Origin of the sequence: Flavobacterium rhizophilum, assembly GCF_046000485.1 — a bacterium.
Lineage (GTDB): Bacteria > Bacteroidota > Bacteroidia > Flavobacteriales > Flavobacteriaceae > Flavobacterium > Flavobacterium rhizophilum.
Map to the genome: position 1 here is coordinate 1 of NZ_JBELQB010000004.1, position 24,519 is coordinate 24,519.

Here is a 24,519-nt window from a genome sequence, read left to right on the forward strand (position 1 = left end):
CCTTTTGGAGAAATGCTGGTTGACGAGCATATCAATTCCTTTAACACGCCGTTTAAGTTTAACGGTAAGGAATATGATGAGGAAACTGGGAATTATTACTATGGAGCCAGATACTATGACCCAAAATGGAGTATGTTTATAGGAGTAGATCCATTGGCGGAGAAGTATTCTGACTGGAGTTCTTATGCTTATTGTGCAAATAATCCAATTAGATATATTGATCCTACTGGAATGGAAGGAGAGGATCCGATAGACCCTAAAAAAGGGAAATTAACTGGTAGCGAAAATTTATTAATTTTTACACTTGATAATAAATCTATTGATTATAAAAAAATGAATGAAGAATCTGGAGAATATGATTGGATTGCTGTTTCAAATCCACAAGAGACCGAAGATATACTAAAAAGCATGTATGGTAATAAAAAAGGTGTTATTAAAATTTAGTATGGAGGTCACATGGAACAACAGGTGAAGCGTTTTTAGATAATACATTTAAAGACAGCACGGTTGACCCTAAAGAAAATAAATCATTACAATATATAAGGGGGTTATTAACAGATGATGCTAATATACTTTTTACAGCTTGTTCAATTGTAGGAGATTCTCTACAGCCTGATAGACCTCTTCATGACGAAGGAAAAAATGCATTGGATAAATTTTCTGATTTTTTTGTTGGGAATTCGAATAGAAATTTATTTTTAAATTATACTCTTTCAAGTTCATGTCCTACACTTGAATATAACAGTTTTATTTTTGATCAAGGCTTACATCGTCAAAAATGGGGTGGGTTTTTATGGATGAATAAGCAGGGAGTAAAAAATTATTTTTATGATGTTACAATTAGTAGTAAGGGAGGTATGATTACACAGAACCTTGGAACAAATGATTATTTTGGAAAGCAAAGAATAGAAGGAACTAAAAAGATAAAATTATGATGAAAATGTTAAGTAGTATTATTACATTATTTGTAATAAGTTGTAATTGTCAGGAAAATGAATGTATGGATAAAGAAATTAAATTGACTACTCTATCAGATATTAACAAACTTATCGATAATGCTTATATATGTGATTCAACATTTAATGATTATTCAAAAGATCGTTTGGAAAGATGTAAAGTAATTTTTTCAGATAGAAATTATAAAGTAGTAACAGATTATAATAAAACAAGAATTTTATTTGACAAAAAGTATAAGCTTATTTTTGCAGTAGTCTCCATTTCACCAGATTTTAAAGCTAGAGATTTTGCACCCTATGCTTTATATGTTTTGGATGATAAAATGATGCCAATTTACTCAATATCCATGTTAGGAGGAAAGGAGTTTCATATTTATAAATACACATATAAAGATAAACAAGTACATATTGAAAAAGCAAAAAAAATAAATGAAATGAATATAAATTTGAATTTAAATAATCTGCGTTATTCAGAACTTTTAACATTAATAGATAACATAAAAAATAAATTTGAATATGAGTATATAAATAAAAGTTTAGATCAATACTTTTATGATGTACCCTATTGGACAGAAGGCATTAGATGATATCTTAGATGATTTATCAGATTAGGTGTTTTGATAAAATTACAATGTAACCATTTGAAAAACAGTGTTAAATTAAAAATTTTGATTAAAAAAGAGACGACTAACAGGTCGTCTCTTTTATTTTTAAGGTTTTAAAGAGCCTTAAAAATGTTTTATAATAACTTAATGTATCAAAATAGGTGGTAAAAATCGAATGTAATTTTTGTAATGGAAAATGTATTAAAAATGGATTTCAAATTAATGGAAGTCAACGCTATAAATGCACTATTTGCAGAAAAGGACAACAAAATAAATACAATTACAATGCTTGTAAACCAAGCACAAATAAAAACATTATCATTTTTACCAAAGAAGGTTTGGGAATAAGAAGTACGGCAAGAATATTGAAAATTTCAACTACAACAGTATTGAAAAGAATTGTTTCAATTGCCAGAAATATTCATCAGCCAGTTATTAGTAGAGGGAAAATTTATGAGGTTGACGAAATGTGTACTTACATCAGGCACAAAAGAAATTTTATATGGTTGGTTTATGCTTTAGATAAGAAGTCTAAAACTGTTGTGAGTTTTAATGTTGGAAAACGAACAAATAAAACGCTGAGTCGTGTCGTGGATACTTTAAAATTATCAGAAGCTAAAAAGGTATTTACTGATAAATTAAAGAACTATAGATATTTGATTGATGGGGATTTACATTCTGTAAAACGGTTTGGTACCAATAATATTGAAAGGAAGAATCTAACTTTAAGAACTCATCTTAAGCGATTAAATCGTCGAACAATTTGTTTTAGTAAAAGCTTGTTGGTGTTAATTTCAGTTTTGAAGATTTACTTTTGGATATGAGAATTAAATTATAGGTTTATACTTTAAAACGTTCTTTGGACAACTTTTCAAATTCTTGTAAGTATAACGGCAAGGAACTGCAAGACGAGCTGAGGCTTAACATGTATGCCTACAGTGCTAGGTATTATGATTCTAAATGGAGTATATACATTGGCAGATAAATAACCTGGCTGGAGTTCTTACGTTTATTGTAAAAATAATCCAATTAAGTATGTTGATCCCGGTGGAAGAGATATATCATTACGATGAAGAGTCAGGAAACTTCATTTTGTATAAAACCACTGGGATAAGACTGATATGATTGGTAAGTTTGATTATAATAAAGAAGCAGGCGAATATATTCTCCAGACAAAAATAATGGTAAATCTAAGGCGCTTGTTGATGGTATTGCAAAAAAATATTTTATCTCATGGTTTTAATTTTATAACGAGGAATGGTTATCTATAAGAAACTGTATAAGTGAGAAAACCAGTAAAAATAAGGTTAATTTGTATGGTAAAAAAGGAGACACTTATTTATAGTCAACCATTATGTTGTAATTTTTACCCTCAAAAACAAGACAGAAATGGAAACATTTGGTTTGGTACAAATCCAGTTGGAGTGTGTCATTACGATGGAAAATCATTCGAATGGATTACAGAAGAAGATGAGACAGAGTTTCGCGATGAAGGAGCAAATGGAGTGCGTTCAATTACTGAAGACAAAAATAGCGACTTTTGGTTCAATACCGAAAAACGTTATAGTGTATACGACAGCACAACTTTAAAAAGCAATAAGTTTTATACAAGACATGAAAGCATAGGTAGTTTAGATGGAAAAAATACAATAGGCCTAAATGAGTATCTTTCAACGGTAAGAGACAACGAGAACAATTTGTGGTTTTTAACTTATCGTGATGGAGTTTGGAAATATGACGGAACTAAAATTACACATTATCCAATTCAAGAAAAGTCCAAACAAATTGCTTTATTCAGCATATACAAAGACAACACAACGGGGAACTTTGGCTGGGCACTCACGAAAATGGCGCATATAAATTTAATGGAACAATATTTGAGAAATATATAAAATGGCGAATAAAAAAAGCTACAGCTAACATTGTATAAACGTTAGCAGCAATTTATGGCTGAAGTTTTCTTAAGAGGAAATTCTAGACAGTCTATCAGGTCTGTATTGCCGGTTCCAGGCTACTTGTTCCCGAAAAAGGCTAGTTGAAGTAGAACGTATGCTTCTTGAACTAGCCCCTACCTTTGCTGTCGGCCATCCACAAACCCAGGGAGTCAAAATAGGTCCGCTCGCCAGTAAAAAGCAATACGATCGTATTCAGAGCTATATTACTATAGGACTGAATGAGGGAGCCAAATTACTTTTTGTCGGTCCCGGAAAACCTGAAGGTCTCCATGAGGGATATTATGTTAAGCCCACAATATTTACAGGGGTTAGCAACCGGATGCGAATCGCTCGCGAGGAAATATTCGGACCTGTATTGAGTGTTATAACATATAGCAGCGAACAGGAAGCCATTGCGATAGCCAATGACTCACCTTACGGGCTAATGGCTTATATTAGTACACAAGATTTGTCACATGCCAGGAAAATTGCAGTGCAATTAAATACGGGGCGTGTACTTATTAATATCTTAAAACACGATCCGCTTGCCCCCTTTGGAGGTTACAAGGATTCTGGAATCGGACGGGAGAACGAAACATACGGCCTTGAGGACTTTTTGGAAGTAAAGACAATTATTCAGCAATAAAATACTTAAAAGGCCGGATTAACCGGCCTTTTTAAATCCTGATAAGGATTAATAACGGATTACTTTTCAGCTAAAATGCAACTCCTTGGTTTACCATGGTAATTCACCTTTCTCGCCAAAGAAGCAATCTGTAGGACCATCATTGTCAAGCATAGCGTAACGAGCCAGTATCAGACAGTTTTCTGCAGGTGTCCTGCCACCACTGAACCATTAAATTCTGTAGCCGTCCACCCGGGGTTACACAGTTAATCTTAAAGTTCAAATCTTTATATTCGTACGCCAGGGCCACCGTATAGGCATTTAGTGCAGTTTTAGATGGCCCGTACGATATTGATTTGGCCTTATAAAGTATCCAGTCGGGATCCTTATGGGATGTCAGTGAGGCCAGGTCGCTGGTGACATTTGCAGTTACAGGTAGCGAGGATTCCCTCAAATACGGTAAAAAAGCTTCGGTAATCATAACCGTCCCAAAGAAGTTGGTTTCAAACACTTCCCGTACGTCATCAATATTGAGCGGTTCATCCTGATTTTGCCTCTTTCCCAGTATACCGGCATTATTTATAAGTATATCTAACTTGTTTCCATTATTGTCAAATAATTCAGCGGCACTCCTAACAGACTCCTGGTTCGAGATATCAATCTCCAGCAGCTCACCGTTATGCAATCCTTCTTTTTGCAGGTCGGATAGTGCCTTCTTTCCCTGTTCAATATTACGGCAACCTAGATACACATAATTGCCTTCTCTCATAAGGTGTCTGGCCAATTCATAGCCCAGGCCTTTATTAGCTCCGGTTATCAGAACGTTTCTCATTTTAATAAAAATTATAGGATTAATTACAAAGCTTTGGTGTATCTAAACCTTACCTACAAAATTACGCTTGTAATAAAACCGAGAGTTGGCTGTACGGCTCAAAATCGCTTTGTTGTACAGCTCGGTAAATGAGTAAAATATAACAGTTAATTTAATGCCGGAAAGAGAATGTCATATAGTTCTCAATGGATTTGTTCTGGTCTTAAATTATTCTTATTAGAGGTGAAAACTGACGAGATTACTAAATTATTTAAACAGCTATTTCTCGTATCATTGTTGCGAGAAAAAAATAATATCAATGCAAGTTTTCTTTCTTAACACATCATAACATTATCTTAAAATATAAATACCATTATGCCGGAAGCCTTGCCAACAGTAGCAAATCTTCTATGAAGGTGTTCGAAAATTGTCCGGGAAAGTCCACAAATGCCTTTTGCTGTTTGCAAAAGGCGATTTTTTGTTATTTATATAACAAAATCGAAGCAAACCTGAATACCATATCTCTCTTCAACATCCCAATAACTCAAAAGTAAACCTAAGCTTTAAAACACAAACTATATTAAATTATGATGCATATCATTAAAAGCGTCAACTACAGTTTTACCATATCCTTTAATTATTTCATATTCTTTGGTATCAATTAAAGAAACAATATATGAATTACTAAGCTTCTCAATTTTTATGAAATGTAATTGATTGATATTTAATTTCATATTTTTTTATTTTTAAGTTGTAATATTACTTCTGGTCCTCAAATTTAATTTTGGCCTCTTCAACCTTTCCTCCTCTCCAAATTTTAAGCACAAATACATTCTGGTCAAAGAAATTTGATTTATCTAGATTATCCTCATCCAGATTTTCAAAAGATTCTCTTGTTAATGGAAAACCATTTACAGAAAGGATAATATCACCTCCGGCAATTAATCGCTCTCCGTTGATATCAATATTTTCAAATCCGCCTTTAATTCCCGCAAAATCTGCCGGTGAAAATCTGACTACAGATTCAACAAGTATTCCTCCATTAATGGGCACATTTAAAATCCATGCTAATTTTTCATCTAAAATGAAACCGCTTATTCCTGTCCATCTTCTATTACCGTCTATTACTAATTTTTTGGCCAAATTAGAGGTAGCTGCAAAACCCAAGCCCTGAAAACCTCCTGATTCTGTAATAATATAGCTTGAAATTCCAATGACTTCACCTTGCAAATTAAACATTGGCCCACCGGAATTTCCTCTATTAATAGAGGCATCTGTTTGAAAATGTTCATTAATGACGAATTCGGAAGTTCTTGTCACTTGTTTGCGCTTACCACTAATATAGCCTACAGAAAGAGAGTGCTCTATACCGTAAGGAGCTCCAAGAATAAGAATTTGTTCTCCTACAGATACCTCATCTGAGTTGCCAATTTTAGCCACTTCATACTCTTTAGGCATCCAATACAGTTCCAATAACGCAATATCCGCAACAGGAGCAGACTTAATAACTTTTGCCCGTATTTCTTCTCCATTCATGAATTTAACAGTAATGTTTTCTGCATTATCCACTACATGAGCAGCAGTTAAAATTTCTCCTTTTTTTGAAATCAGAACACCTGAGCCTATACTCTCATCCTTTACTAATTGTTGATTATCATTAAGGATTCTGGATTCTGTTATTATAGTTACAACAGATTTGTTAACCTGTTTGTAAAGTGCTGTTATTTCCTGAGCATTACTTGCAGTTATTGAGCAAAAAAATGCCATACAAAAGATTAGCCTTTTGATTAGAGTAGCTTGTTTGATTTTATTCATTATATTATAATTTAAAATTTATAGGCTAGAGATAGTCCTAAATTAAATGTCAAAATTTTAGGTTTATAATTTGAAGTTGTAACTGTATTATCATTAGTGGTCTCAACATCAGAAATTTTGACAAAACCACTACTAAAAGTAAAGGTTGGAATTAAACAAAGGTTCTTACCTATATCACGTTTAAATCCGATGCCAAATTCATAACCCAATCCAATTCCCATTTTACTCGAACGATTTACTTCTTTATTGATGTTCCCATTAGTTCCGGTTATTGAGAATTTAGGATTGGAAACGAGCATAGGCCCTAATCCAACGCGTGGATAAAAACTGAATTTTTCACTGATATTTACTTTATATGCTACACCTGTTAAAAGATAATAGGTTTGCCAGGAATCTGAACTACCTGTAAAGCTTGTCCCTTGATTGTTTGTTTCCAAATCTTTAAATAGTGCATCAATATCTGTATCGAAAGTTTGATAACGAAAAGTAAATGTTAAAATCACACTTTCATTTAAAACATTTCCGGCATAGATATCTAACTTCTTACCGTTTTCTGCAAAACCTGCATCTGAATTATGGATGTCATCGTCTTTAAAATTCCCTATCGGAAAACTTTTCCCGTAGGAAATTCCAAAATAGTACTTACTTTCCTGGGCAAGAATAACTTTTGTAGTTATTAAAAAAACAACCAAAAAAATATGTTTTTTCATTTTAGATTAGTTTTGAATACTTCATAAAAACAAATTTAAATCTGTAATCATCATTCAACCCGACTCCACTTCAGATTTGCAGATATTAAACGTGCAGTTATCTCAATAAGCAACTTATCTCCTTTTACCTGACATTGAGCGTCTAATAGCCTTCCTCTCTTTTTAGAATATATTTTACCAACCCATTTACCTTCTTTATACTCCAGGTTAAGTACTTCGATTTGTTGATTTCGCTCTCCTTCTGAGTTTATAGGGTTTCCTATGTATTTTCTATCTTTTTTGTAGATTTCAACCTTTATTTCACCTGTATCCCAAACTGCAACAATTTCATCTTGCTTATTTTGAGCGAAGAGATGTGTTGACATTACTAAAAGAATAATTGTGATTAAATGAATGCTATTTTTCATCATTATATAATTTAATTTCGAGGCAAAACTATTTTCATTACAAATCGACAACAAAAAAAATTTACGAAACTTTCATATAAATGAACTGAATTGATATTGAAGTTAACAAAGACTTTTAATTATCAAAATAGAGCATTCATGCTCTTAAATCTTTATTTCATATATTAGATTATGAATCAATTAAATATGATTTTAATTTTGTGTCATGAGTAAAGCATTATCAAAAACAGAGCAATTTCTCAAAGCCGGACCTTACATCTTTTGGTTTGGGATGCATATAGCTATCAGTTTTGTATTGACCTTTCAGAGAAGTTTTGCAGATACTATATACTATTTGATTACTTATGTTTTTTTTGGTTCACTTACTATATGGCTTTTTGGTTATAAGCTCTTTCCTGAATACTTAGCGAAAGAAGGTAAACTAAACCGAAAATTAGAGCTATTAATTGGTATAAATATCATTCTCTTCGGAATCGGGATTTATTCACATACCTTTATGGCTAAAGCCTTGGGATTAACACAAATCAGTAACCAATATGCACCCAAATCAGTTAGAATAGCATTATGGGTATTAATGGTGATACTTGGAGTATTCTTTATGGCCAGTATCCGTATAGCACGTGTCTATTATCATAATGCTGTTCAAAAAATTGAGCAGAAAGCAGAAAAAGCTGAGGCTGAACTGAAATTATTAAAAAGTCAAATTAGTCCACACTTCCTGTTTAATACTCTGAATAATATTTACGGGCTAGCTTACCTGAGAGATGAAAGAGCTGCCCAAATGATTTCAAAATTGTCAAAGTTATTACGCTATTTGCTATATGATTGTAACCAGCACAAAGTACTACTGACTAAGGAGAAAGAACTGGTAGAACATTATTTGAGTATACAATTACTTAAACACGAAGATTCTCAGAATGTGGATTTTTACCATGCAGGAATTACAAACAGTCATATGATTGCGCCTATGATTCTTATAAACTTTATTGAAAACTGCTTTAAACATTCCGACTTAGAAACTAATACAGAAGGTTGGATAAAAATTAGTCTTGAAGTAGACAATAATGAACTTATTTTTAGAACAGAAAATACCTTTAAAGAAGACCTTGAAGGAATTTCAAAGAATCATATGGGAATCGGACTTACAAATTCACTAAAACTTCTAAAAGCTAATTATCCTGAAAAACATGAAGTTGATATAACCAGGGAAAACCATATTTATCAACTTAATTTAAAGATAAAATTATGAAACTAAAATGTCTTATTGTTGATGATGAACCTATTGCCCGAAAAATCCTTGAGGATTATATTGGTAAAGTACCTGAGCTGGAACTGGTGGCTTCCTGTAATTCTGCTCTGCAGGCGCTCAATCATATTAAGCAATATAATATAGATATTTTATTTCTTGATATTCAAATGCCTGACCTGACAGGTCTTGATTTTCTAAAAATTTTACCTAACAGGCCAGCCACTATTCTTACTACTGCATATTCTGAGTATGCTGTACAGAGCTATGAATTGGATGTTATGGATTACTTATTAAAACCAATAGATTTTGAGCGTTTTTATAAAGCTATTACCAAAGTTATTTCTTTAAAAGATTCTAAAATAAATGATTCCTCTAAAACTTTACCTTCTCAAACTACAGATAAACTTTTTATTAAGGCTGATAGTAAAATCATCAGTATTGCATTTCAAGATATAATTGTAGTAAATGGTCAGGGACCTTATGTGAAAATTATTTCCGTTCAGGGAAAAAAAATTATGTCATTGCAGTCTATGAGCAAATTAGAAGAGTTGCTTCCCTCCAATTTTTATAGAATTCATCGTTCTCACATTGTCAATATTAATCATATAGACAGCATTGAAGGTAATATAATTAAATTAAAAAATCATACAGCCATAATAAGCAAAAATAAACGGGAAGAATTTCTTAAGTTAATTGATCAACTCAATTTGTTAAGCGATTAATATTTAATATTTTCTTAAAAATGTGCAACTTCAATACATCCTAAGATTCTTTAGGCTGATTCAAGCTTTTGAAACCTAAACCATAGAACGACGGAAGTTATACTATGCCCTCCTTAGCACTAATTTTATTATAAAAGAAAAGCATCTAAATCCTTCATGAAAAAGTTCGATAATTGTCCCATCTTCTCCACAAGTTAAAAAATCTTTGTTTAGAATCAGAGTTTTTTTAAAAGCCTTGATCTTTAATCTTTTTTCTGAAATTATTTGCGTAGTTAAATAGCTACATATATATTTGTAGTCAAATAACTACGCAATGAATTTAAGACGTGACGTTTTTCAGGCAATAGCCGACCCTACAAGAAGGTCGATTCTTATGCTGGTGGCTACACAGGCAATGACCGCAGGTACTATAGCCTCAAATTTTGATACCGCAAGACCTACTGTTTCAAAACACTTACAGATACTTACCGAATGCCAGTTGTTAAGGCCTGAGCAAAACGGGAGGGAGATATACTATCACCTAAACCCCGAAAAGATGAAAGAGATTGCTGAGTTTATTGAACCGTTTCGTAAAATGTGGGATGAAAGGTTTAACAGGCTTGAGGATGTAATGAAGAATTATCAATCAAAAAACGAACAATAATGGAATTAAAAACAAAAATTCATGCCGAAGACAACCGGCAGGAGCTTGTAATTACCCGAAAGTTTGATTTACCGGTAGAACTTCTTTTCAAAGCTTATGAAGATGCCGGTTTATTTGCAGAGTGGATGGGAACAAACATAGTAAAGCTGGAAGCTAAAAAACATGGCAGTTACAGGTTTGAAACTACCAGTCCCGAAGGCCATGTGGTATTTAGTGCTAATGGTACCTTTCATGAGTTTGAACCAAATAAAAAGATAGTACGCACCTTCGAAATGGAAAACACTCCTTTTGAGGTGCAGTTGGAGTTTTTGGAGTTTGAAAAACTGACTAATGATACCAGTCAGCTTACTATGCATATCGTGTACAGGTCGGTAGCAATGCGAAACCAAATGCTTCAGCTTCCGTTTGCACAGGGGCTTAATATGGCACATAACCGACTACAGGAAATAACAGAAAAACTAAAATAGGGGAGTTATGACTAAACGTAATCAAATCATTTACTGGATTGCTACCATTTGGCTGGCTTTAGGCATGCTTTCTACAGGGATAGTGCAGCTATTGAAAATAAAAGATGAAGTAGCTAAGATAACCCAGTTAGGCTATCCGGTTTATATTCTCACAATTTTAGGGATATGGAAAATTTTAGGAGTAGTGGTAGTACTCCTTCCTAAAATGCCTGTTGTTAAGGAATGGGCTTATGCGGGGTTCTTTTTTGCCATGACGGGGGCAGTTGTGTCTCATTTTGTATCAGGCAGTCCGGCGGGAGAACTGTTTGGTCCGGTATTATTGATAGTGCTTACCGTGTTATCATGGTATTTCAGGCCTGAATCAAGAAAAACAAACCAACTAAAAACGATAAGTAATGAGCAGTAAAAATCAATTATCACAAGATCAGTCGCAGGAATTATTAAAGGTACTCAAAACCCGTTTTGAGAAAAATATGGCGAGGCATAAGGGTATAAGCTGGGATAAGGTGCAGGAAAAGCTGGAGGCCAATCCTAATAAACTATGGTCGCTAGACGCTATGGAAGAAACTGGAGGCGAGCCTGATGTTGTAGAGTTTGATGCCAAAACAGGCGAGTATGTTTTTTACGATTGTTCTCCCGAAAGCCCAAAACGCAGGAGCCTTTGTTACGACCGTGCCGCACTTGAGTCAAGAAAAGAACATAAGCCTAAAGACAGTGCTCTTGATGTTGCAGCGGCTATGGGCGTAGAGATTTTAACCGAAGAACAGTACAGGGAGTTGCAAACACTGGGTAAGTTTGACACCAAAACATCGAGTTGGGTTAAAACGCCCGATAGTATAAGGCAACTGGGCGGAGCCGTGTTTTGCGACCGTCGTTACGATACGGTTTTTATGTATCATAATGGTGCCGAATCGTATTATGCTGCCAGGGGCTTTAGGGCTTTGTTAAGGGTTTAATAGTTTAGCGTTGGCTTTATACCGTTTTTTTACCGAATTTTGATGCCGGATAATTAACTATTCCGCCAAAAGAAATAATATGCCTACAGATAAAAGCAAACAGCAGAAATCAGAATTACATCCCTGCAATAAAAACAGGGAGCGATATGATTTGGATGCGCTTAAAGTCTGTACCCCTGAACTGGCAGGTTATATTAAACCGAATAAGTTTGGCGATGAATCGGTTGACTTCTCCAATCCAAAAGCGGTAAAGCTATTAAACAAAGCCCTGCTTAACCATTATTATGGTATTGAGTATTGGGACTTTCCTGATGAAAACCTGTGCCCTCCCATACCCGGGAGGGCAGATTATATTCATTATCTGGCCGATTTGCTTGCAGAAGGGAATAACGGTAAAATCCCTGTGGGGGATACTGTTACCTGCCTTGATGTAGGGGTTGGCGCGAGCTGTATTTATCCTATACTTGGGGTAGCCGAATATGGCTGGAAGTTTATAGCCTGTGATGTTAGTGCGGAATCTATAGCATCTTCAAAAAAGATAACCGAATCTAATGATAAACTGAAGGGAAATATAGAGTTTAGGCAACAGCAAAACCCTAAACATATTTTTACAGGTATAATAAACAGCACCGACAGGATAGATGCAACTCTTTGTAACCCTCCTTTTCATGCTTCGGCAGAGGATGCCCAAAAGGGAACCCTAAGGAAACTTAAAAACCTACAGGGAAAAAAAGTAAAGTCAGCGCAACTTAACTTTGCAGGTATAAGCAACGAACTTATTTATGACGGAGGGGAGTATAAGTTTATTGCCACCATGATTGTCGAAAGTAAAAAAGCAGCCAAAAACTGTCGATGGTTTACCACGCTTGTTTCAAAAGAAGCTAATCTAAAAGGGATTTATAAGGCGTTAAGCAATATAGGGGTAACCCAAACCAAAACCATTGCTATGGGTACAGGTAATAAAACTACACGTATTGTAGCCTGGACATTTTTGAGTGAAAGTGAACTGAAAAATTGGTAAAAACTTAACTGGCTTTAGCTTCCTCACTCAAAAACACTTCTTCTTCAGGAGGGAAAATAGATTCGCCTTCAGAGAAGTCTAGTATCTCGGCGGTAATCACATATTTAATAATTTCGTCAATCCCTTTTTGCAGCATTAAAGGGGTAGAATACTTACGGCTGGTAGCCAGTACGAGTCCGCCAATAGAGAGCCTGAAAAAATGTTTGCCCGACGGTGTAGCGTTTTTCCTGAAAGTAAACTTATGGACATCTTCTGTTATGGCTTCTATTATCCTTTGGCAATCAGATTTTTGCTTACAGCCTATGCTGGTAAAAATCGTTTTTCCCTTTCTGGATGTGAAAACAAATTTATAATCTCCGTTGTTTCGTTTACTTATCACGAACATCCCCATATTTCCTGCAATAATTTTTTTCTTAGACTTGTTTTTACGTGGCTCTTAATAGTACAAATCTAACTAAAATAAGGGGTGGTTAAAAGGTGTGTTAACTAATATTTATCAAGAAAATGAGGTGTGAAAACCTAAACAATGGCTAAATATTTTTTAATCAGCAGGGTTATGAAACTAAAAAATCCGCCAATACTATACAGTATAAAGCGGATTTTCCGTTGGACGAAAGTTGTTGTTTTAAAACTATAGTCTTATAATTCCTGTGACGTAAGGAGCTCCTCCGTTAAGAGGTTGGAAAATTTCAACGATAGCTTCCCATACTACCTCTGCAGGTGGCATAGAGGCTGTACATTTAAAACGGTAGTTTGTACCGGCGACAACCTGTGTAGATACGCTTTGTGGAGTGTATTTTACACCTACAAAACCGTGCATTGCTTTGTCAAATACTGCCTGATCTTGTGCAGTTAGCGGATGAAAAGGAGTCCATCCTCCTACTAATGTTGCTTCTACTGAATTTTGAGTTGACATAATTTTAATAATTTTTTAGTTGGTTTTCTTACTCGTTAGGCTTTTCAGAAATAAATACCGCCCGTTTATTTAAGTGGTTATCTGTTCCACGTTTTGTTTTGTAAATCAATTGATTAGCTATGCTAAGTTAGTAAGGTAAAAACATATATATCTGCGTAAAAATTACGGTTTTAAAAAATCCCGTACTTTTACTTAAATATGTTAAAAAGGAAAGGAGTTCTCTAAATCCTTTTTTAACTGCCTAATTTTTAGTATAATTATTAGCCTAAACAGTAATTATGGAAAACTTAACCGCTGTAAGGCACTATTTGCATCAAAATCCTGAAATTTCACAACAGGAATACAATACTCAAAAATACATACTCAGTTTACTGGAGCCCTTAAAGCCCGACAGGCTTGAAAAGATTGCCAATACGGGTATTATTGCCTGTTTTTACGGTACTGCGCCCGGTAAGAATATTTTACTGAGAGCCGATACTGATGCACTGCCCATACTGGAAACCAATACCGATTTATCGTATAACTCCAAAACTGCAGGGGTATCCCACAAATGCGGACACGACGGACATACTACTATAATGTATGGTGTTGCGGGTCATTATGCCAAACAACGCCCTGAGGCAGGCAATGTATACCTGTTATTTCAGCCTGCGGAAGAAAACGGCTGGGGCGCGCGTAATGTAGCCGATGATCCTTTTTTTAAGTCGCTGGATGTTGATATGGTATTTGCCTTACATAACCTTCCGGGGTTCAAAAAGCATAAAATAGTATGTAAAACAGAAAGCTTTACTTCTAGTGTAGTAAGTATTGCAGCCTACTTTAAAGGGTATACCGCACATGCTGCCGAACCGTGGAATGGTAAAAACCCTGCCGCTGCCATGAGTAGCTTTATGCTGCAAACCCTTCAGCTTAATATGGAAAACAAACCCGAATATATAACCATCACTCCGGTATATATGGAAATGGGAGAGAAAGCTTATGGTGTTTCGGCAGGAGAAGGATCTGTACATTTAACCATACGTGCCGATAATAACCAAAGGCTTAACGATACCATTGCCAAAGCCAAAACAATAGCTTCCGGTCTTGCCCGGCAGGAAGGGTTACAGGTAAATTTTGAAATGATTGAGCCGTTTGAATCTAATCAAAACCATCCTGATGCAGTCGCAATAATCCATAAAGCTGCAGATGAGAACCAACTGGAATATGAAAATCTCAATGAAGGTTTCCGTTTTGGTGAAGACTTTGGGGTGTTTACCAACCTGTTTCCGGGGGCAATGTTTGGTGTTGGGTCGGGCGAGAATTGTAAACCACTTCATCATCCCGAATACGATTATCCGGATGAGATAACCCAAACGGGAATTAAAATGTTTATTGAAATACAGAGAAAAGCACAATAATTATGATGAAATCCACCCATGTTAAACTAAGCAAAGATGCTTTAAAGAGTAATTGGGATTTTTTAAGGGAATATTTTAAAGATAAAAAATTAAGTGCCGTTGTAAAGGGTAATGCTTATGGCCACGGAATTGAAGAGTATGTAACTATGGCTGAGCAGTGTGGTGTAAACCATTTTTCGGTATTTAATGCCGAAGAGGCTTTTAGGGTACAACAATCATCAGCTAAAAATACTACCATTATGATAATGGGGGCTATAGAAGATGAAGATCTTGCATGGGCTATTGAGAACGATATACAGTTTTATGTTTTTAATATGGAGCGGCTGCATGCAGCCATAAAAGCAGCGGCTAATACAGATAAAAAGGCTTTGGTACACATTGAGATCGAAACGGGTATGTACCGCACCGGGTTTGAGCAGGCTATGATTCCCGAATTGGCAGATACGTTTAAGAATAATACCGATACACTGGTTTTTCAGGGGCTGTGTATGCATTTTGCAGGAGCTGAGAGTATTACCAACTACTTCCGTGTAAAAAAACAGAAAATCAGTTTCAAAAGAGCTGTAAAGCAGTTTAAAAATTTAGGTCTCGAGCCTAATATGATTCATACCTGTTGCAGTGCTGCGGCCGTTCGCCTGCCCGATATGCATTATGATATGCTACGTATAGGTATTATGCAGTATGGCTTTTGGCCCAGTCCGGAAATTTTAATAGAATACCTTAATAAATATAAAACGGTACAGTCTCCGTTAAGGCGTATTATCAGTTGGGAAAGTAAGATAATGAGTTTAAAGCTCGTGCCTCCGGGAGAGTTTATTGGGTATGGTTCATCTTACTTTGCACATCAGGAAATACATGTGGCTGTGGTACCTGTGGGGTATGCTCATGGTTTTAGCCGAAGCCTCAGCAATACAGGGCATGTACTTATTAATGAAATGAGAGCCCCTGTTGTAGGGACCGTAAACATGAACTGTGTGGTGGTTGATGTAACTAATATCCCCAATGTAAAGATAAACGATAAGGTAACCTTAATAGGTGAACAGGGTGAGCAGGAAATTACAGTAGCCTCGTTTGGGGAATTAAGCAGCCAGTTAAATTATGAGCTGTTAACAAGGCTGCCTATGGATATACCAAGGTTTGTGGTGTAATTTATCTTAGCCAGTTGCTTCCAAAAACAATATAGTAAGCCCATTGTTCATTACCCTTTGCTACGTCTATACCCATACGTAGCTTAAACTTACGGGCAATAAGATAACGAAACCCTGTTCCGTAGCCGTAAGCAAGAGGTTTGTCAAACATCTGGTTATAATTATCAAAGGCACTGCCTAAACCGCCAAAAAGCATAACGCTCCATCGTTTGTAGGCATCCCATCGCAACTCGCCTTCGGTGACTAAAGTGTTCTCGGCCTGATAACGGCCTTTTGCAGTACCTCTTAAATCAACAGAAGGTTTCAGGAAAAAAGCAGGACTGCCAAAAACGTTAGTTCCTTCAATACGTATACCTCCTATCAGTTTTTTGGTTATGGGTTTATAGCCAATAGCAGAATAGTTTATGCGCCATGATTCAAAATCACTACCAATAATATTATCTGACCAGAAAAAGCTGCCTTGTAATCTAACGCCTTTATCAGGAGTAAAGATATTGTCACGGTCATCATACTGAATGATTCCGCCAAGCTGACTGGTTATGCTGTTTATCTCTTTGTTTCGTATAAATTGAGGAAGATTTTCTCCCGGTAGTGATAATTCTGTTTTAAGAAAGAAATATTTTCCGCCCACACTCCATTTGGGATTATTAAGAATTTTAAGGGCCTGAAGATAAACCGGGATAGTGTTGAAATGAAATTTAAATTCCCGTTCACCAAATCCGGGTAGCGTTTCATATAAAGAGATATTAAGGCTCCCATATCCTGCCATTGCCCTGTAGGTGATTCCCTGTTTAGCAAAAGTACCGCTCCTAAAGGCCATTGTCATCCAGCTGTCATTTGCAGTATACATTCCCATTGCTCCGGTTATTTCCGGTCGCACAGGAGTTATCCTCCCGGTTTTAGGATTTACATAAGGTTTTTTTTTATTGATAAAAACGGGTACAAGTGCGCCCCCGAAACTACCTAAGGCAGGCTCGGTAATAATAGTGGGTACGGCAATAAAGCCGTGCGCATATATGAGGTAATCGCTCATGTCAAACGCTCCATCCAGGGAATCGCGCATGCTTACCTTCACTTTTTCTTTTTTGTCCTGAGCATAAATAGCTGCTGAAAGGAGTAATAGTATATAAAGTAAATATCTTTTCATCATAGGCCAAATCTGTAATTAGCGGATAGTAAAATAGATTGTCGACCACCAAAGAAACCAGCCTCAAAGCGAAACTGAAAATTATGGTTAAGCTGGTATTGTCCTCCAACAGACATACTCCAGTGAGAAGTGGCTTCCTTGTTTAGGGAATAATTTATAGAAGTGTCTGATACATCTGCATTTTCCAGCTTGTCTTTTATTTTTTGCGTCAGCTGGTTGACTACTACTTTTTGTGCCGGACTCAGGTTTTGGTACCAATCCGTATTTTCAACATCAAAGTCGATAGGATTACCGCCTATATTAAGATCATTTAAGTTTATAGATCCTTCGGTAGTACGGTTTATAAATAAACCCTGGGCTCCCAGCCATAAGCCCAAATTTCGTTCAGGGTGCCTTTTAGACTGAAAAATATAGCCAAAGCGGGGTGTTACCATGTGAGAGTGTATTGGTCCGTCAATTTCGTCAAAGCTGGTCCAGGTATTGTTATAATCAACAGTTCCAAAAACGTGTTTGTATCCGCCACCCACAGTTATACCTGCTCCAAACATACGGCCGTTAAAATCGACTTCAGTCTTAAAGCGAATAGGGTAAACCAGCTCAACTGAAGTATTGGCCCATGTTTTTCCAAAAATTCCGTAAAAGTTAACAAAGGGGAGTGCCCATACATCTATACGTGTATTAATACTTTGTACTTTTGCCTGTACTTCGCCAAATTTTATGAAGTCAAGCGGTACTTTTTCCAAATCGTTAATGCCTACCTGCAAATCAGATATCTCTACCTTTTGTGAGGCGTTAATGTAGTTTACCATTACTCCAAACGGATATGGAATATCTATTCCTTTTTTGGTTATACGCTGTGCCCATGCGGGTAGTTTATAAGGCCACTGGGAGTTCGCAATACTATCGGTGTACGTTTGCCTGTTGTCCTGAGCGGCAATATGACAGGTAAATAGTAATACGAGCAGGTATAAGTAGTAAGGTTGTCTCATAGGCTACTTTGTTTCGTTATTACCGGTTATAGGGATTCCCACACCAAAATGAAAATACTGGTTCACACCTGTAAAGGGTACATTACTTTTGTAAATGTTGGTTAAGCCTGAACAGAATCTTAAATTGAGGTGTATGCCATTTCCCTCCTTAAGTACATACTGGATATCGGCAGCAAAACCGGCATCAAACCTGTGCAGATAGTCTTTGGTTTTATATTCCACAGTTTCCGTAGACCCGTCATCGCGTTCGTCTATATAAAAGTCCTTTGCACCTATCCGTACTCCAAACTGTGGGCCTAATGCCACACTGAATGATGGTGTAAACTTATACCGTAAAAGCGGGACTATTTCAAAATATACCAGTTTGCGGTGTATGGTAGCATTTGGCGAATAAATTCCGTTAGGGATTATCTCATAGTTTAGCGGAATTTCTTTTAACCCTTTAGGCGACTTGAAAGACATAAAATTGCTTATCATCCAGTTACCTTTAAGCTTAATGTCGGTATAGGCACCAATAGCAAGACCATTTGCATTTTTGCTGTTATTGGTATTGGTTATATATGATGACTGTCCGGCAAAGTATAATCCTACCGATACTTTGTCATTCGATATTTTATCTCCAAAGAAAAGTGCTATTACGGCTTGTCCTGAAGCAAAGTAGGGGCAGGCGATAAATAGTAAAACGAACAGGAACCGACGGGCAGGTTGTAACTTCTGCATAATTATTGGCTGGTTTAGGTTAACCGGTTCTTTGGGGTTAAGGGCTTGTTATTGTTAAAGTTACGTCTTTTTTTTGTTTTAGGGATTATTTATTTACTTATAAGTGATTTACGTTTAGTTAATAATGTTAACATTGATTTATTGTTATAGTCATCTTGACATAATGTAGAGCTAACGCCTACGTTAAATGTGACTTTTAGTTTTGCGCCCAACAAACACAAAGATTAAATCAATGAAACAACTATTACTATTAATCACGGCTTTTGTGCTGAGTGTATCTGCTTATGCCCAAAAGAACGGGGTAATCTCGGGAAAGATTACCGATCAGGATGAAAATTTCTCACTTCCCGGTGCAACAGTTAGACTTAGCGAAGGAAATAAATACACAGTATCTGACCAGATAGGTGATTTTGAATTTCTTAATGTACCTGCTGGTACTTATACTGTAGAGGTATTATATTTAGGATACCAAACCCAGTCACAACAGGTTGTTGTGGAAGAGGGTAAAAATGCAACTGTAAATTTTGTATTAGTTAGCGGATCTGAAACACTTGATGAAATTGTTGTTGTGGGTGACGCTCTAAGAGGTCAGGCAAGAGCAATCAATCAGCAGAAAAACAACAGTAATATTACTAATGTTATTTCAAGTGACCAGGTAGGTCGTTTTCCAGATTCAAACATTGGTGATGCTTTAAAGCGTGTACCTGGTATTACTATGCAAAATGACCAGGGTGAGGCACGAAACATTATTATCCGTGGTTTGGCTCCGTCACTTAACTCGGTAACACTTAACGGTGACAGGATTCCTTCTGCCGAAGGTGATAATCGTAATGTACAGATGGACCTTATACCGTCTGATATGATTTCTACCATTCAGGTAAATAAAACCCTTACGCCCGATATGGATGCCGATGCGATTGGTGGTTCCGTAAACCTTGTTACGCGTGCTACGCCAAATGGTGAAAGAATCTCTGCTACACTTGCAGGTGGTTATGGTCCAATTAGAGATAAAGGTATTTATACTGCCGGACTTGTTTATGGTAACCGTTATTTTGATAACAAACTTGGTGTTGTTCTTAGCGGATCGTACAACAATAATGATTTTGGTAGTGACAACATTGAGGCCGACTGGACTCAGGATGATTTTGGAAACGTATATGTAAAAGAGCAACAAATAAGAAAGTATGATGTACAACGTATACGTCGTAGCGGATCGTTTGCAATAGACTATAAGTTTGACGACTACAATACTATTTTTGCCAGTGGTATTTACAACTGGAGAGATGACCGTGAAAACCGTTTCAGGACCACTTATGATGATATCGATCCGTTATACAACGGTGAGCAAATTGTAGGTTATACAGGGGTGGTTAAAAGAGAAACCAAAGGTGGTATAGACAACAACCGTAACAAAAACAGAAGACTTGAAGACCAGCGTGTGCAAAACTACTCTTTAAGAGGTGAGCACCTTTTAAGTCCTAAGCTTGATTTAGACTGGGGTGTAAACTATGCAACAGCAAAAGAGTTCCGTCCTAACGAGCGTTACATTGAGTTTGAGCAGGAAGATCTTCCTTTTGGTGTAGACCTTTCAAACATGAAAAAACCTTATGTAACAACTACGGGTGAAGATCCTTCACTAATGGAGTTTAGTGAACTTACAGAAAACCGTGACTATACTAAAGAAAGCGAGTTTGGCGCTAAAGTGAACATCCGTTTTCCGTTCTCTGTTATCGAGGGGCAAAAAGGACGTTTAAGAACAGGTTTACGTTTACGTTTAAAAGATAAAACAAGAGAGAATAACTTTTATGCGTACGAGCCACAAGGTGACCTAACTCTTGCAGATGTTCCTACAAGCTACTGGGGTGGTGACGGATTCAATCCGGGGAGCCAGTATGTGCCGGGTATATATGCTTCTGCAGCATATCTTGGTGGGTTAGACCTAAACAATCCTGCACTTTACGACAGCGAGTCAGATCCTTCTGAATTCCTTGCTGTAAACTACGAAGCAAAAGAGAATATTTTTGCAGGTTATGTAAGATGGGATCAGGACTTCAACAACAAACTATCTATGATAATTGGTGCCCGTATCGAAAATACACATATTGACTATACCGGTAACAGGGTGCTTGACGAAGAAGAACTTGAAGGTAAAATAGAGAATACAAACTCTTATACTAACATACTTCCAAGTGTTACATTTAAATATAACGCTACCGAGGATTTTGTAATCAGGGCTGCATTCACTACAGCTTTAGCAAGACCTAATTACTATGCACTTGCGCCATATATTAACAACATCGCTTCAGACACTGAAATCATAGCAGGGAACCCTGATCTTGATGCTACTTACTCGTACAACTTCGACTTAATGGCAGAGAATTACTTTAAATCTGTTGGTTTAATATCAGGAGGTGTTTTCTACAAAAACCTTCAGGATTTCATTTACACGTATAGCAACAACCAGTATACTTCGGTAGATTTTGCTAATGACTTCCCTAATCAGGCAGACAACCCTGTACCTGTGGGAGAACAGTGGACATTTATCCAGTCAAGAAACGGTGATAATGTAGATGTATACGGTTTTGAGGTGGCTTTCCAGAGGCAGCTTGACTTCCTTCCGGGCTTCCTTAGATACTTTGGTGTGTATGTTAACTATACTTACACTGATTCTAAAGCTAAAGGTATTGCTGATGAGGATGGTAACGAAAGAACAGATGTTACACTACCGGGTACTGCACCACACATGTTTAACGGATCGCTTTCATGGGAAAACAGCAGGTTCTCTGCAAGAGCTTCTGCAAACTTCACTTCTGATTATCTTGACGAACTGGGTGCAGATGAGTTTAATGACAGCTACTACGACAAACAGTTCTTCCTTGATATCAACGCTTCATACAAGATTACCAAAAACCTTCGCATCTTTGCTGAGGCTAAAAATCTTACCAATCAGCCGTTACGTTACTACCAAGGCGTATCAAACAGGGTGAAACAGTTAGAGTACTACGAAGGTCGTTACAACCTTGGTCTTAAATTTGACTTCTAATAAAAAATATAATTTTAATGAGCCGGCATTAATTTGCCGGCTCATTAAGACAATGCTTATGAAAAAAATAGTTTTACTTATTGCGTGTTTTGCTTTCCTTAATGCGGGCGCACAGGGATATTTAAAAGAAACCGAATCAGGTTATCAGGGAAAATTTATCCCAAAGCTGCAACAGGAAGATGATGCGCTTCACTTTTTAGTGCTGGGAGATTTTGGCCGCCACGGACAATACCATCAAAAGCCGGTAGCCGAACAAATGGGGGCTGCTGCCATAACGCTGGATATAGATTTTACCATTTCTGTAGGTGATAATTTCTACCCTAACGGAATAGAGAGTACACAGGATTCTCAGCTTCAAAATTCGTTTGAGGATATCTATACCAATACAAAGCTTTATGAAAACTGGTATGTGGCTCTGGGTAACCATGATTACAACGGTAACATCCAGGCACAGATAGATTACACAAAAGTGAGCCGTCGCTGGCAAATGCCCGATACGTATTACAGTGAGACATTCAAACTAAAGGATGGCAGCAAACTGCTTATGGTGGTTATGGATACCAATCCGTTTATAGACGGTTACTATAAAAAGGATAATGATATGTATGAAAATATCATTAAGCAGGATACCACAGCCCAAAGAAAGTGGCTGGCTGAGACACTGGAAAAAACCGATGCCAAATGGAAAATAGTTGTAGGACATCATCCGTTATATAGCGGAGGGAAAAGAAAAAACAGTGACGATACCAAAGCCTTTGAGAAAAAGTTTGCTTCTTTTTTTGATAAGTATAAAGTAGATGCTTACCTGTGCGGGCATGAGCACGACCTGCAGGTTGTAAAACCAAAGGGGCGTTATACTACTCAGTTCCTTTCGGGGGCAGGTAGTGAGGTAAGGCCAAGTGGGGAGCGTGAAGGAACCCTTTTTGCCGACAATCAGGCAGGGTTTATGTGCTTTTCTGTAACTGGTAAAAAATTACTGGTACAGTTAGTTAATGAGCACGGAGATATTATTTACACAACAGAAATGATTAAAAAATGATAAAGAATATAACACTTGCAGCAGCTATCGGATTTACGCTTGTTTCCTGCGGAGATAAGTTGGCCCCGGTAAGGGAAGATGCGGTTAAGCCTGCTGTAGTAACACAACCTACACCACACGATACTGACGATCCTTCTATATGGGTTAATCCGGAAGATGCTTCTAAAAGCTATATAGTAGGTACGGATAAGGATACCGATGGCGGACTGTATATGTATGACCTTGAAGGGAAAATCGTGAAAAAGTCGGTTACCCTTAAAAGACCTAACAATGTTGACATCGCTTACGGACTTATGGTGGCAGGTAAAAAAACAGATGTTGCCGTAACGACCGAAAGGGAGACGAATAAGATAAGGATATTTAGCCTGCCGGAACTTGAACCTATTGATAATGGCGGTATCGAAGTTTTTGTAGGTGAAACAGAACGTGCCTCAATGGGAATTTCGCTTTATACACAAACGAAAGACAGTGTAACGGCTATTTATGCAATAGTTGGCAGAAAAAGCGGTCCTTCGGGAAGTTACCTGTGGCAGTATCAACTGAATGGTAACGATAACGGCACTGTAACGGCAAACGTTGTTAGGAAATTTGGTAACTATAGCGGAAACAAAGAGATTGAAGCTATAGCTGTAGATAACGAACTTGGAGTAGTTTATTACAGTGACGAAGGAAAAGGTATAAGGAAATATAATGCCGGTCCTGATGGCGGAAATGAGGAGCTTGCCTTTTTTGGACAGGAAGGCTTTAAGGAGGATCACGAAGGTATTGCAATATACAAGGCTACCGATTCTACAGGATATATACTTATATCTAATCAGCAGGCAAATACTTTTATGGTGTACCCGCGTGAAGGCGTTAACGGTAATCCTAACGAATACAAACTACTGGCAGAGGTGCCCACCTCAACCATAGAATGTGACGGAGCCGATGCTACCAGTGTTAACCTGGGAGGTAAATTCCCTAAAGGGATGCTGGTTGCCATGAGTAACGGTATGACTTTCCACTATTACGACTGGAACACTATTCAAAAAGTAATAGATGAAAATAAAAAACAGTAAGACAGATAAAATGTGAGACTATCTGAATCTTTCTAAACAAAAAGGCCCATTGTGAGAGGGCCTTTTTTTGTGCCCTGAAGTGAGGGACTGAAAAAACAAATTCTAAGTGAAAGGGCAGGAATACTAAGTCAGCCGTTGGGT

27 protein-coding genes are annotated in these 24,519 nt (G+C 36.9%); 18 read left to right on the forward strand and 9 right to left on the reverse strand.

What is annotated here, in order from left to right; translation table 11 throughout:
- From ABS768_RS05735 to ABS768_RS05760, 6 genes are all read left to right on the forward strand, one after another.
- The coding region (locus ABS768_RS05735; RefSeq protein ID WP_408074017.1) for an RHS repeat domain-containing protein at positions 1–444 on the forward strand (444 nt) is incomplete at its 5' end.
- A 203-nt stretch (positions 445–647) separates the two neighbouring features.
- Positions 648–935 carry a hypothetical protein gene (locus ABS768_RS05740; RefSeq protein WP_408074018.1) on the forward strand — a complete coding sequence of 96 codons (288 nt, stop codon included), beginning with the start codon at positions 648–650 and terminating at the stop codon, positions 933–935.
- A gap of 65 nt (positions 936–1,000) precedes the next feature.
- A complete protein-coding gene (locus ABS768_RS05745; protein WP_408074019.1) occupies positions 1,001–1,543 on the forward strand; it encodes a hypothetical protein in 543 nt (180 codons plus the stop codon).
- A 188-nt stretch (positions 1,544–1,731) separates the two neighbouring features.
- Positions 1,732–2,385, forward strand: a complete 654-nt coding sequence (locus ABS768_RS05750; RefSeq protein ID WP_408074297.1) for an IS1 family transposase — start codon at positions 1,732–1,734, stop codon at positions 2,383–2,385.
- A gap of 459 nt (positions 2,386–2,844) precedes the next feature.
- Positions 2,845–3,453, forward strand: a complete 609-nt coding sequence (locus ABS768_RS05755; protein WP_408074020.1) for a hypothetical protein — start codon at positions 2,845–2,847, stop codon at positions 3,451–3,453.
- 157 nt (positions 3,454–3,610) lie between these two features.
- On the forward strand, positions 3,611–4,141 hold the full coding sequence (locus ABS768_RS05760) for an aldehyde dehydrogenase family protein (protein ID WP_408074021.1): 531 nt from the start codon (positions 3,611–3,613) through the stop codon (positions 4,139–4,141).
- A 145-nt stretch (positions 4,142–4,286) separates the two neighbouring features.
- Here ABS768_RS05760 and ABS768_RS05765 read toward each other — a convergent pair whose 3' ends face one another.
- From ABS768_RS05765 to ABS768_RS05780, 4 genes are all read right to left on the reverse strand, one after another.
- The gene (locus ABS768_RS05765; RefSeq protein WP_408074022.1) at positions 4,287–4,952 is read right to left on the reverse strand and encodes an SDR family NAD(P)-dependent oxidoreductase; all 666 of its coding nucleotides are present in this window, start codon (positions 4,950–4,952) and stop codon (positions 4,287–4,289) included.
- A gap of 738 nt (positions 4,953–5,690) precedes the next feature.
- The gene (locus ABS768_RS05770) at positions 5,691–6,746 is read right to left on the reverse strand and encodes a S1C family serine protease (protein ID WP_408074023.1); all 1,056 of its coding nucleotides are present in this window, start codon (positions 6,744–6,746) and stop codon (positions 5,691–5,693) included.
- 11 nt (positions 6,747–6,757) lie between these two features.
- Positions 6,758–7,456, reverse strand: coding sequence for a hypothetical protein (locus tag ABS768_RS05775; protein ID WP_408074024.1), 699 nt, complete (start codon positions 7,454–7,456; stop codon positions 6,758–6,760).
- A gap of 50 nt (positions 7,457–7,506) precedes the next feature.
- Positions 7,507–7,866 (reverse strand): hypothetical protein, encoded by a 360-nt coding sequence (locus ABS768_RS05780; RefSeq protein ID WP_408074025.1) that lies wholly within the window; start codon positions 7,864–7,866, stop codon positions 7,507–7,509.
- A 202-nt stretch (positions 7,867–8,068) separates the two neighbouring features.
- Here ABS768_RS05780 and ABS768_RS05785 point away from each other — a divergent pair, with 202 nt between their 5' ends.
- The 7 genes from ABS768_RS05785 to rlmF all read left to right on the forward strand — a co-directional run bounded on the left by ABS768_RS05785 (position 8,069) and on the right by rlmF (position 12,921).
- Complete coding sequence (locus ABS768_RS05785; protein ID WP_408074026.1) at positions 8,069–9,112, forward strand: sensor histidine kinase; 1,044 nt, start codon at positions 8,069–8,071, stop codon at positions 9,110–9,112.
- Positions 9,109–9,834: a LytR/AlgR family response regulator transcription factor gene (locus tag ABS768_RS05790; RefSeq protein WP_408074027.1), complete on the forward strand. Its 726-nt coding sequence runs from the start codon at positions 9,109–9,111 to the stop codon at positions 9,832–9,834. The genes ABS768_RS05785 and ABS768_RS05790 overlap by 4 nt, the downstream gene beginning before the upstream one ends.
- Before the next feature lie 313 nt (positions 9,835–10,147).
- On the forward strand, positions 10,148–10,477 hold the full coding sequence (locus ABS768_RS05795; protein ID WP_035134557.1) for an ArsR/SmtB family transcription factor: 330 nt from the start codon (positions 10,148–10,150) through the stop codon (positions 10,475–10,477).
- The gene (locus ABS768_RS05800) at positions 10,477–10,944 is read left to right on the forward strand and encodes an SRPBCC family protein (RefSeq protein ID WP_408074028.1); all 468 of its coding nucleotides are present in this window, start codon (positions 10,477–10,479) and stop codon (positions 10,942–10,944) included. Before ABS768_RS05795 ends, ABS768_RS05800 begins: the two co-directional genes overlap by 1 nt.
- Before the next feature lie 7 nt (positions 10,945–10,951).
- A complete protein-coding gene (locus ABS768_RS05805) occupies positions 10,952–11,350 on the forward strand; it encodes a DoxX family protein (RefSeq protein WP_408074029.1) in 399 nt (132 codons plus the stop codon).
- Positions 11,340–11,900 carry a DUF4256 domain-containing protein gene (locus ABS768_RS05810; protein WP_408074030.1) on the forward strand — a complete coding sequence of 187 codons (561 nt, stop codon included), beginning with the start codon at positions 11,340–11,342 and terminating at the stop codon, positions 11,898–11,900. Before ABS768_RS05805 ends, ABS768_RS05810 begins: the two co-directional genes overlap by 11 nt.
- Positions 11,901–11,979: 79 nt before the next feature.
- Positions 11,980–12,921, forward strand: coding sequence for a 23S rRNA (adenine(1618)-N(6))-methyltransferase RlmF (gene rlmF, locus ABS768_RS05815; protein ID WP_408074031.1), 942 nt, complete (start codon positions 11,980–11,982; stop codon positions 12,919–12,921).
- A gap of 4 nt (positions 12,922–12,925) precedes the next feature.
- Here rlmF and ABS768_RS05820 read toward each other — a convergent pair whose 3' ends face one another.
- Both ABS768_RS05820 and ABS768_RS05825 read right to left on the reverse strand, forming a co-directional pair.
- Positions 12,926–13,306 carry a YegP family protein gene (locus ABS768_RS05820; protein ID WP_408074032.1) on the reverse strand — a complete coding sequence of 127 codons (381 nt, stop codon included), beginning with the start codon at positions 13,304–13,306 and terminating at the stop codon, positions 12,926–12,928.
- 246 nt (positions 13,307–13,552) lie between these two features.
- Positions 13,553–13,837, reverse strand: coding sequence for a cystatin family protein (locus ABS768_RS05825; protein WP_408074033.1), 285 nt, complete (start codon positions 13,835–13,837; stop codon positions 13,553–13,555).
- Positions 13,838–14,115: 278 nt separating this feature from the next.
- Between ABS768_RS05825 and ABS768_RS05830 the strand changes: the two genes are divergently transcribed.
- Both ABS768_RS05830 and alr read left to right on the forward strand, forming a co-directional pair.
- Complete coding sequence (locus tag ABS768_RS05830; protein WP_408074034.1) at positions 14,116–15,234, forward strand: amidohydrolase; 1,119 nt, start codon at positions 14,116–14,118, stop codon at positions 15,232–15,234.
- 2 nt (positions 15,235–15,236) lie between these two features.
- On the forward strand, positions 15,237–16,382 hold the full coding sequence (alr, locus tag ABS768_RS05835) for an alanine racemase (RefSeq protein WP_408074035.1): 1,146 nt from the start codon (positions 15,237–15,239) through the stop codon (positions 16,380–16,382).
- A 1-nt stretch (position 16,383) separates the two neighbouring features.
- On the opposite strand, the gene ABS768_RS05840 is transcribed toward alr, so the two are convergent.
- The 3 genes from ABS768_RS05840 to ABS768_RS05850 are packed head-to-tail and all read right to left on the reverse strand — an operon-like array spanning position 16,384 to position 19,238.
- Positions 16,384–17,532 carry a BamA/TamA family outer membrane protein gene (locus ABS768_RS05840; protein WP_408074037.1) on the reverse strand — a complete coding sequence of 383 codons (1,149 nt, stop codon included), beginning with the start codon at positions 17,530–17,532 and terminating at the stop codon, positions 16,384–16,386.
- Complete coding sequence (locus tag ABS768_RS05845; RefSeq protein WP_408074039.1) at positions 17,529–18,518, reverse strand: hypothetical protein; 990 nt, start codon at positions 18,516–18,518, stop codon at positions 17,529–17,531. Before ABS768_RS05845 ends, ABS768_RS05840 begins: the two co-directional genes overlap by 4 nt.
- Positions 18,519–18,521: 3 nt before the next feature.
- The gene (locus tag ABS768_RS05850) at positions 18,522–19,238 is read right to left on the reverse strand and encodes an outer membrane beta-barrel protein (protein WP_408074040.1); all 717 of its coding nucleotides are present in this window, start codon (positions 19,236–19,238) and stop codon (positions 18,522–18,524) included.
- A 232-nt stretch (positions 19,239–19,470) separates the two neighbouring features.
- Between ABS768_RS05850 and ABS768_RS05855 the strand changes: the two genes are divergently transcribed.
- From ABS768_RS05855 to ABS768_RS05865, 3 genes are read left to right on the forward strand one after another with little or no spacing between them, the layout of a single operon-like run.
- A complete protein-coding gene (locus ABS768_RS05855) occupies positions 19,471–22,281 on the forward strand; it encodes a TonB-dependent receptor (protein WP_408074041.1) in 2,811 nt (936 codons plus the stop codon).
- Between the two features lie 58 nt (positions 22,282–22,339).
- Positions 22,340–23,320, forward strand: a complete 981-nt coding sequence (locus tag ABS768_RS05860) for a metallophosphoesterase (protein WP_408074042.1) — start codon at positions 22,340–22,342, stop codon at positions 23,318–23,320.
- Positions 23,317–24,378 (forward strand): phytase, encoded by a 1,062-nt coding sequence (locus ABS768_RS05865; protein ID WP_408074044.1) that lies wholly within the window; start codon positions 23,317–23,319, stop codon positions 24,376–24,378. The genes ABS768_RS05860 and ABS768_RS05865 overlap by 4 nt, the downstream gene beginning before the upstream one ends.
- Positions 24,379–24,519: the final 141 nt, after the last annotated feature.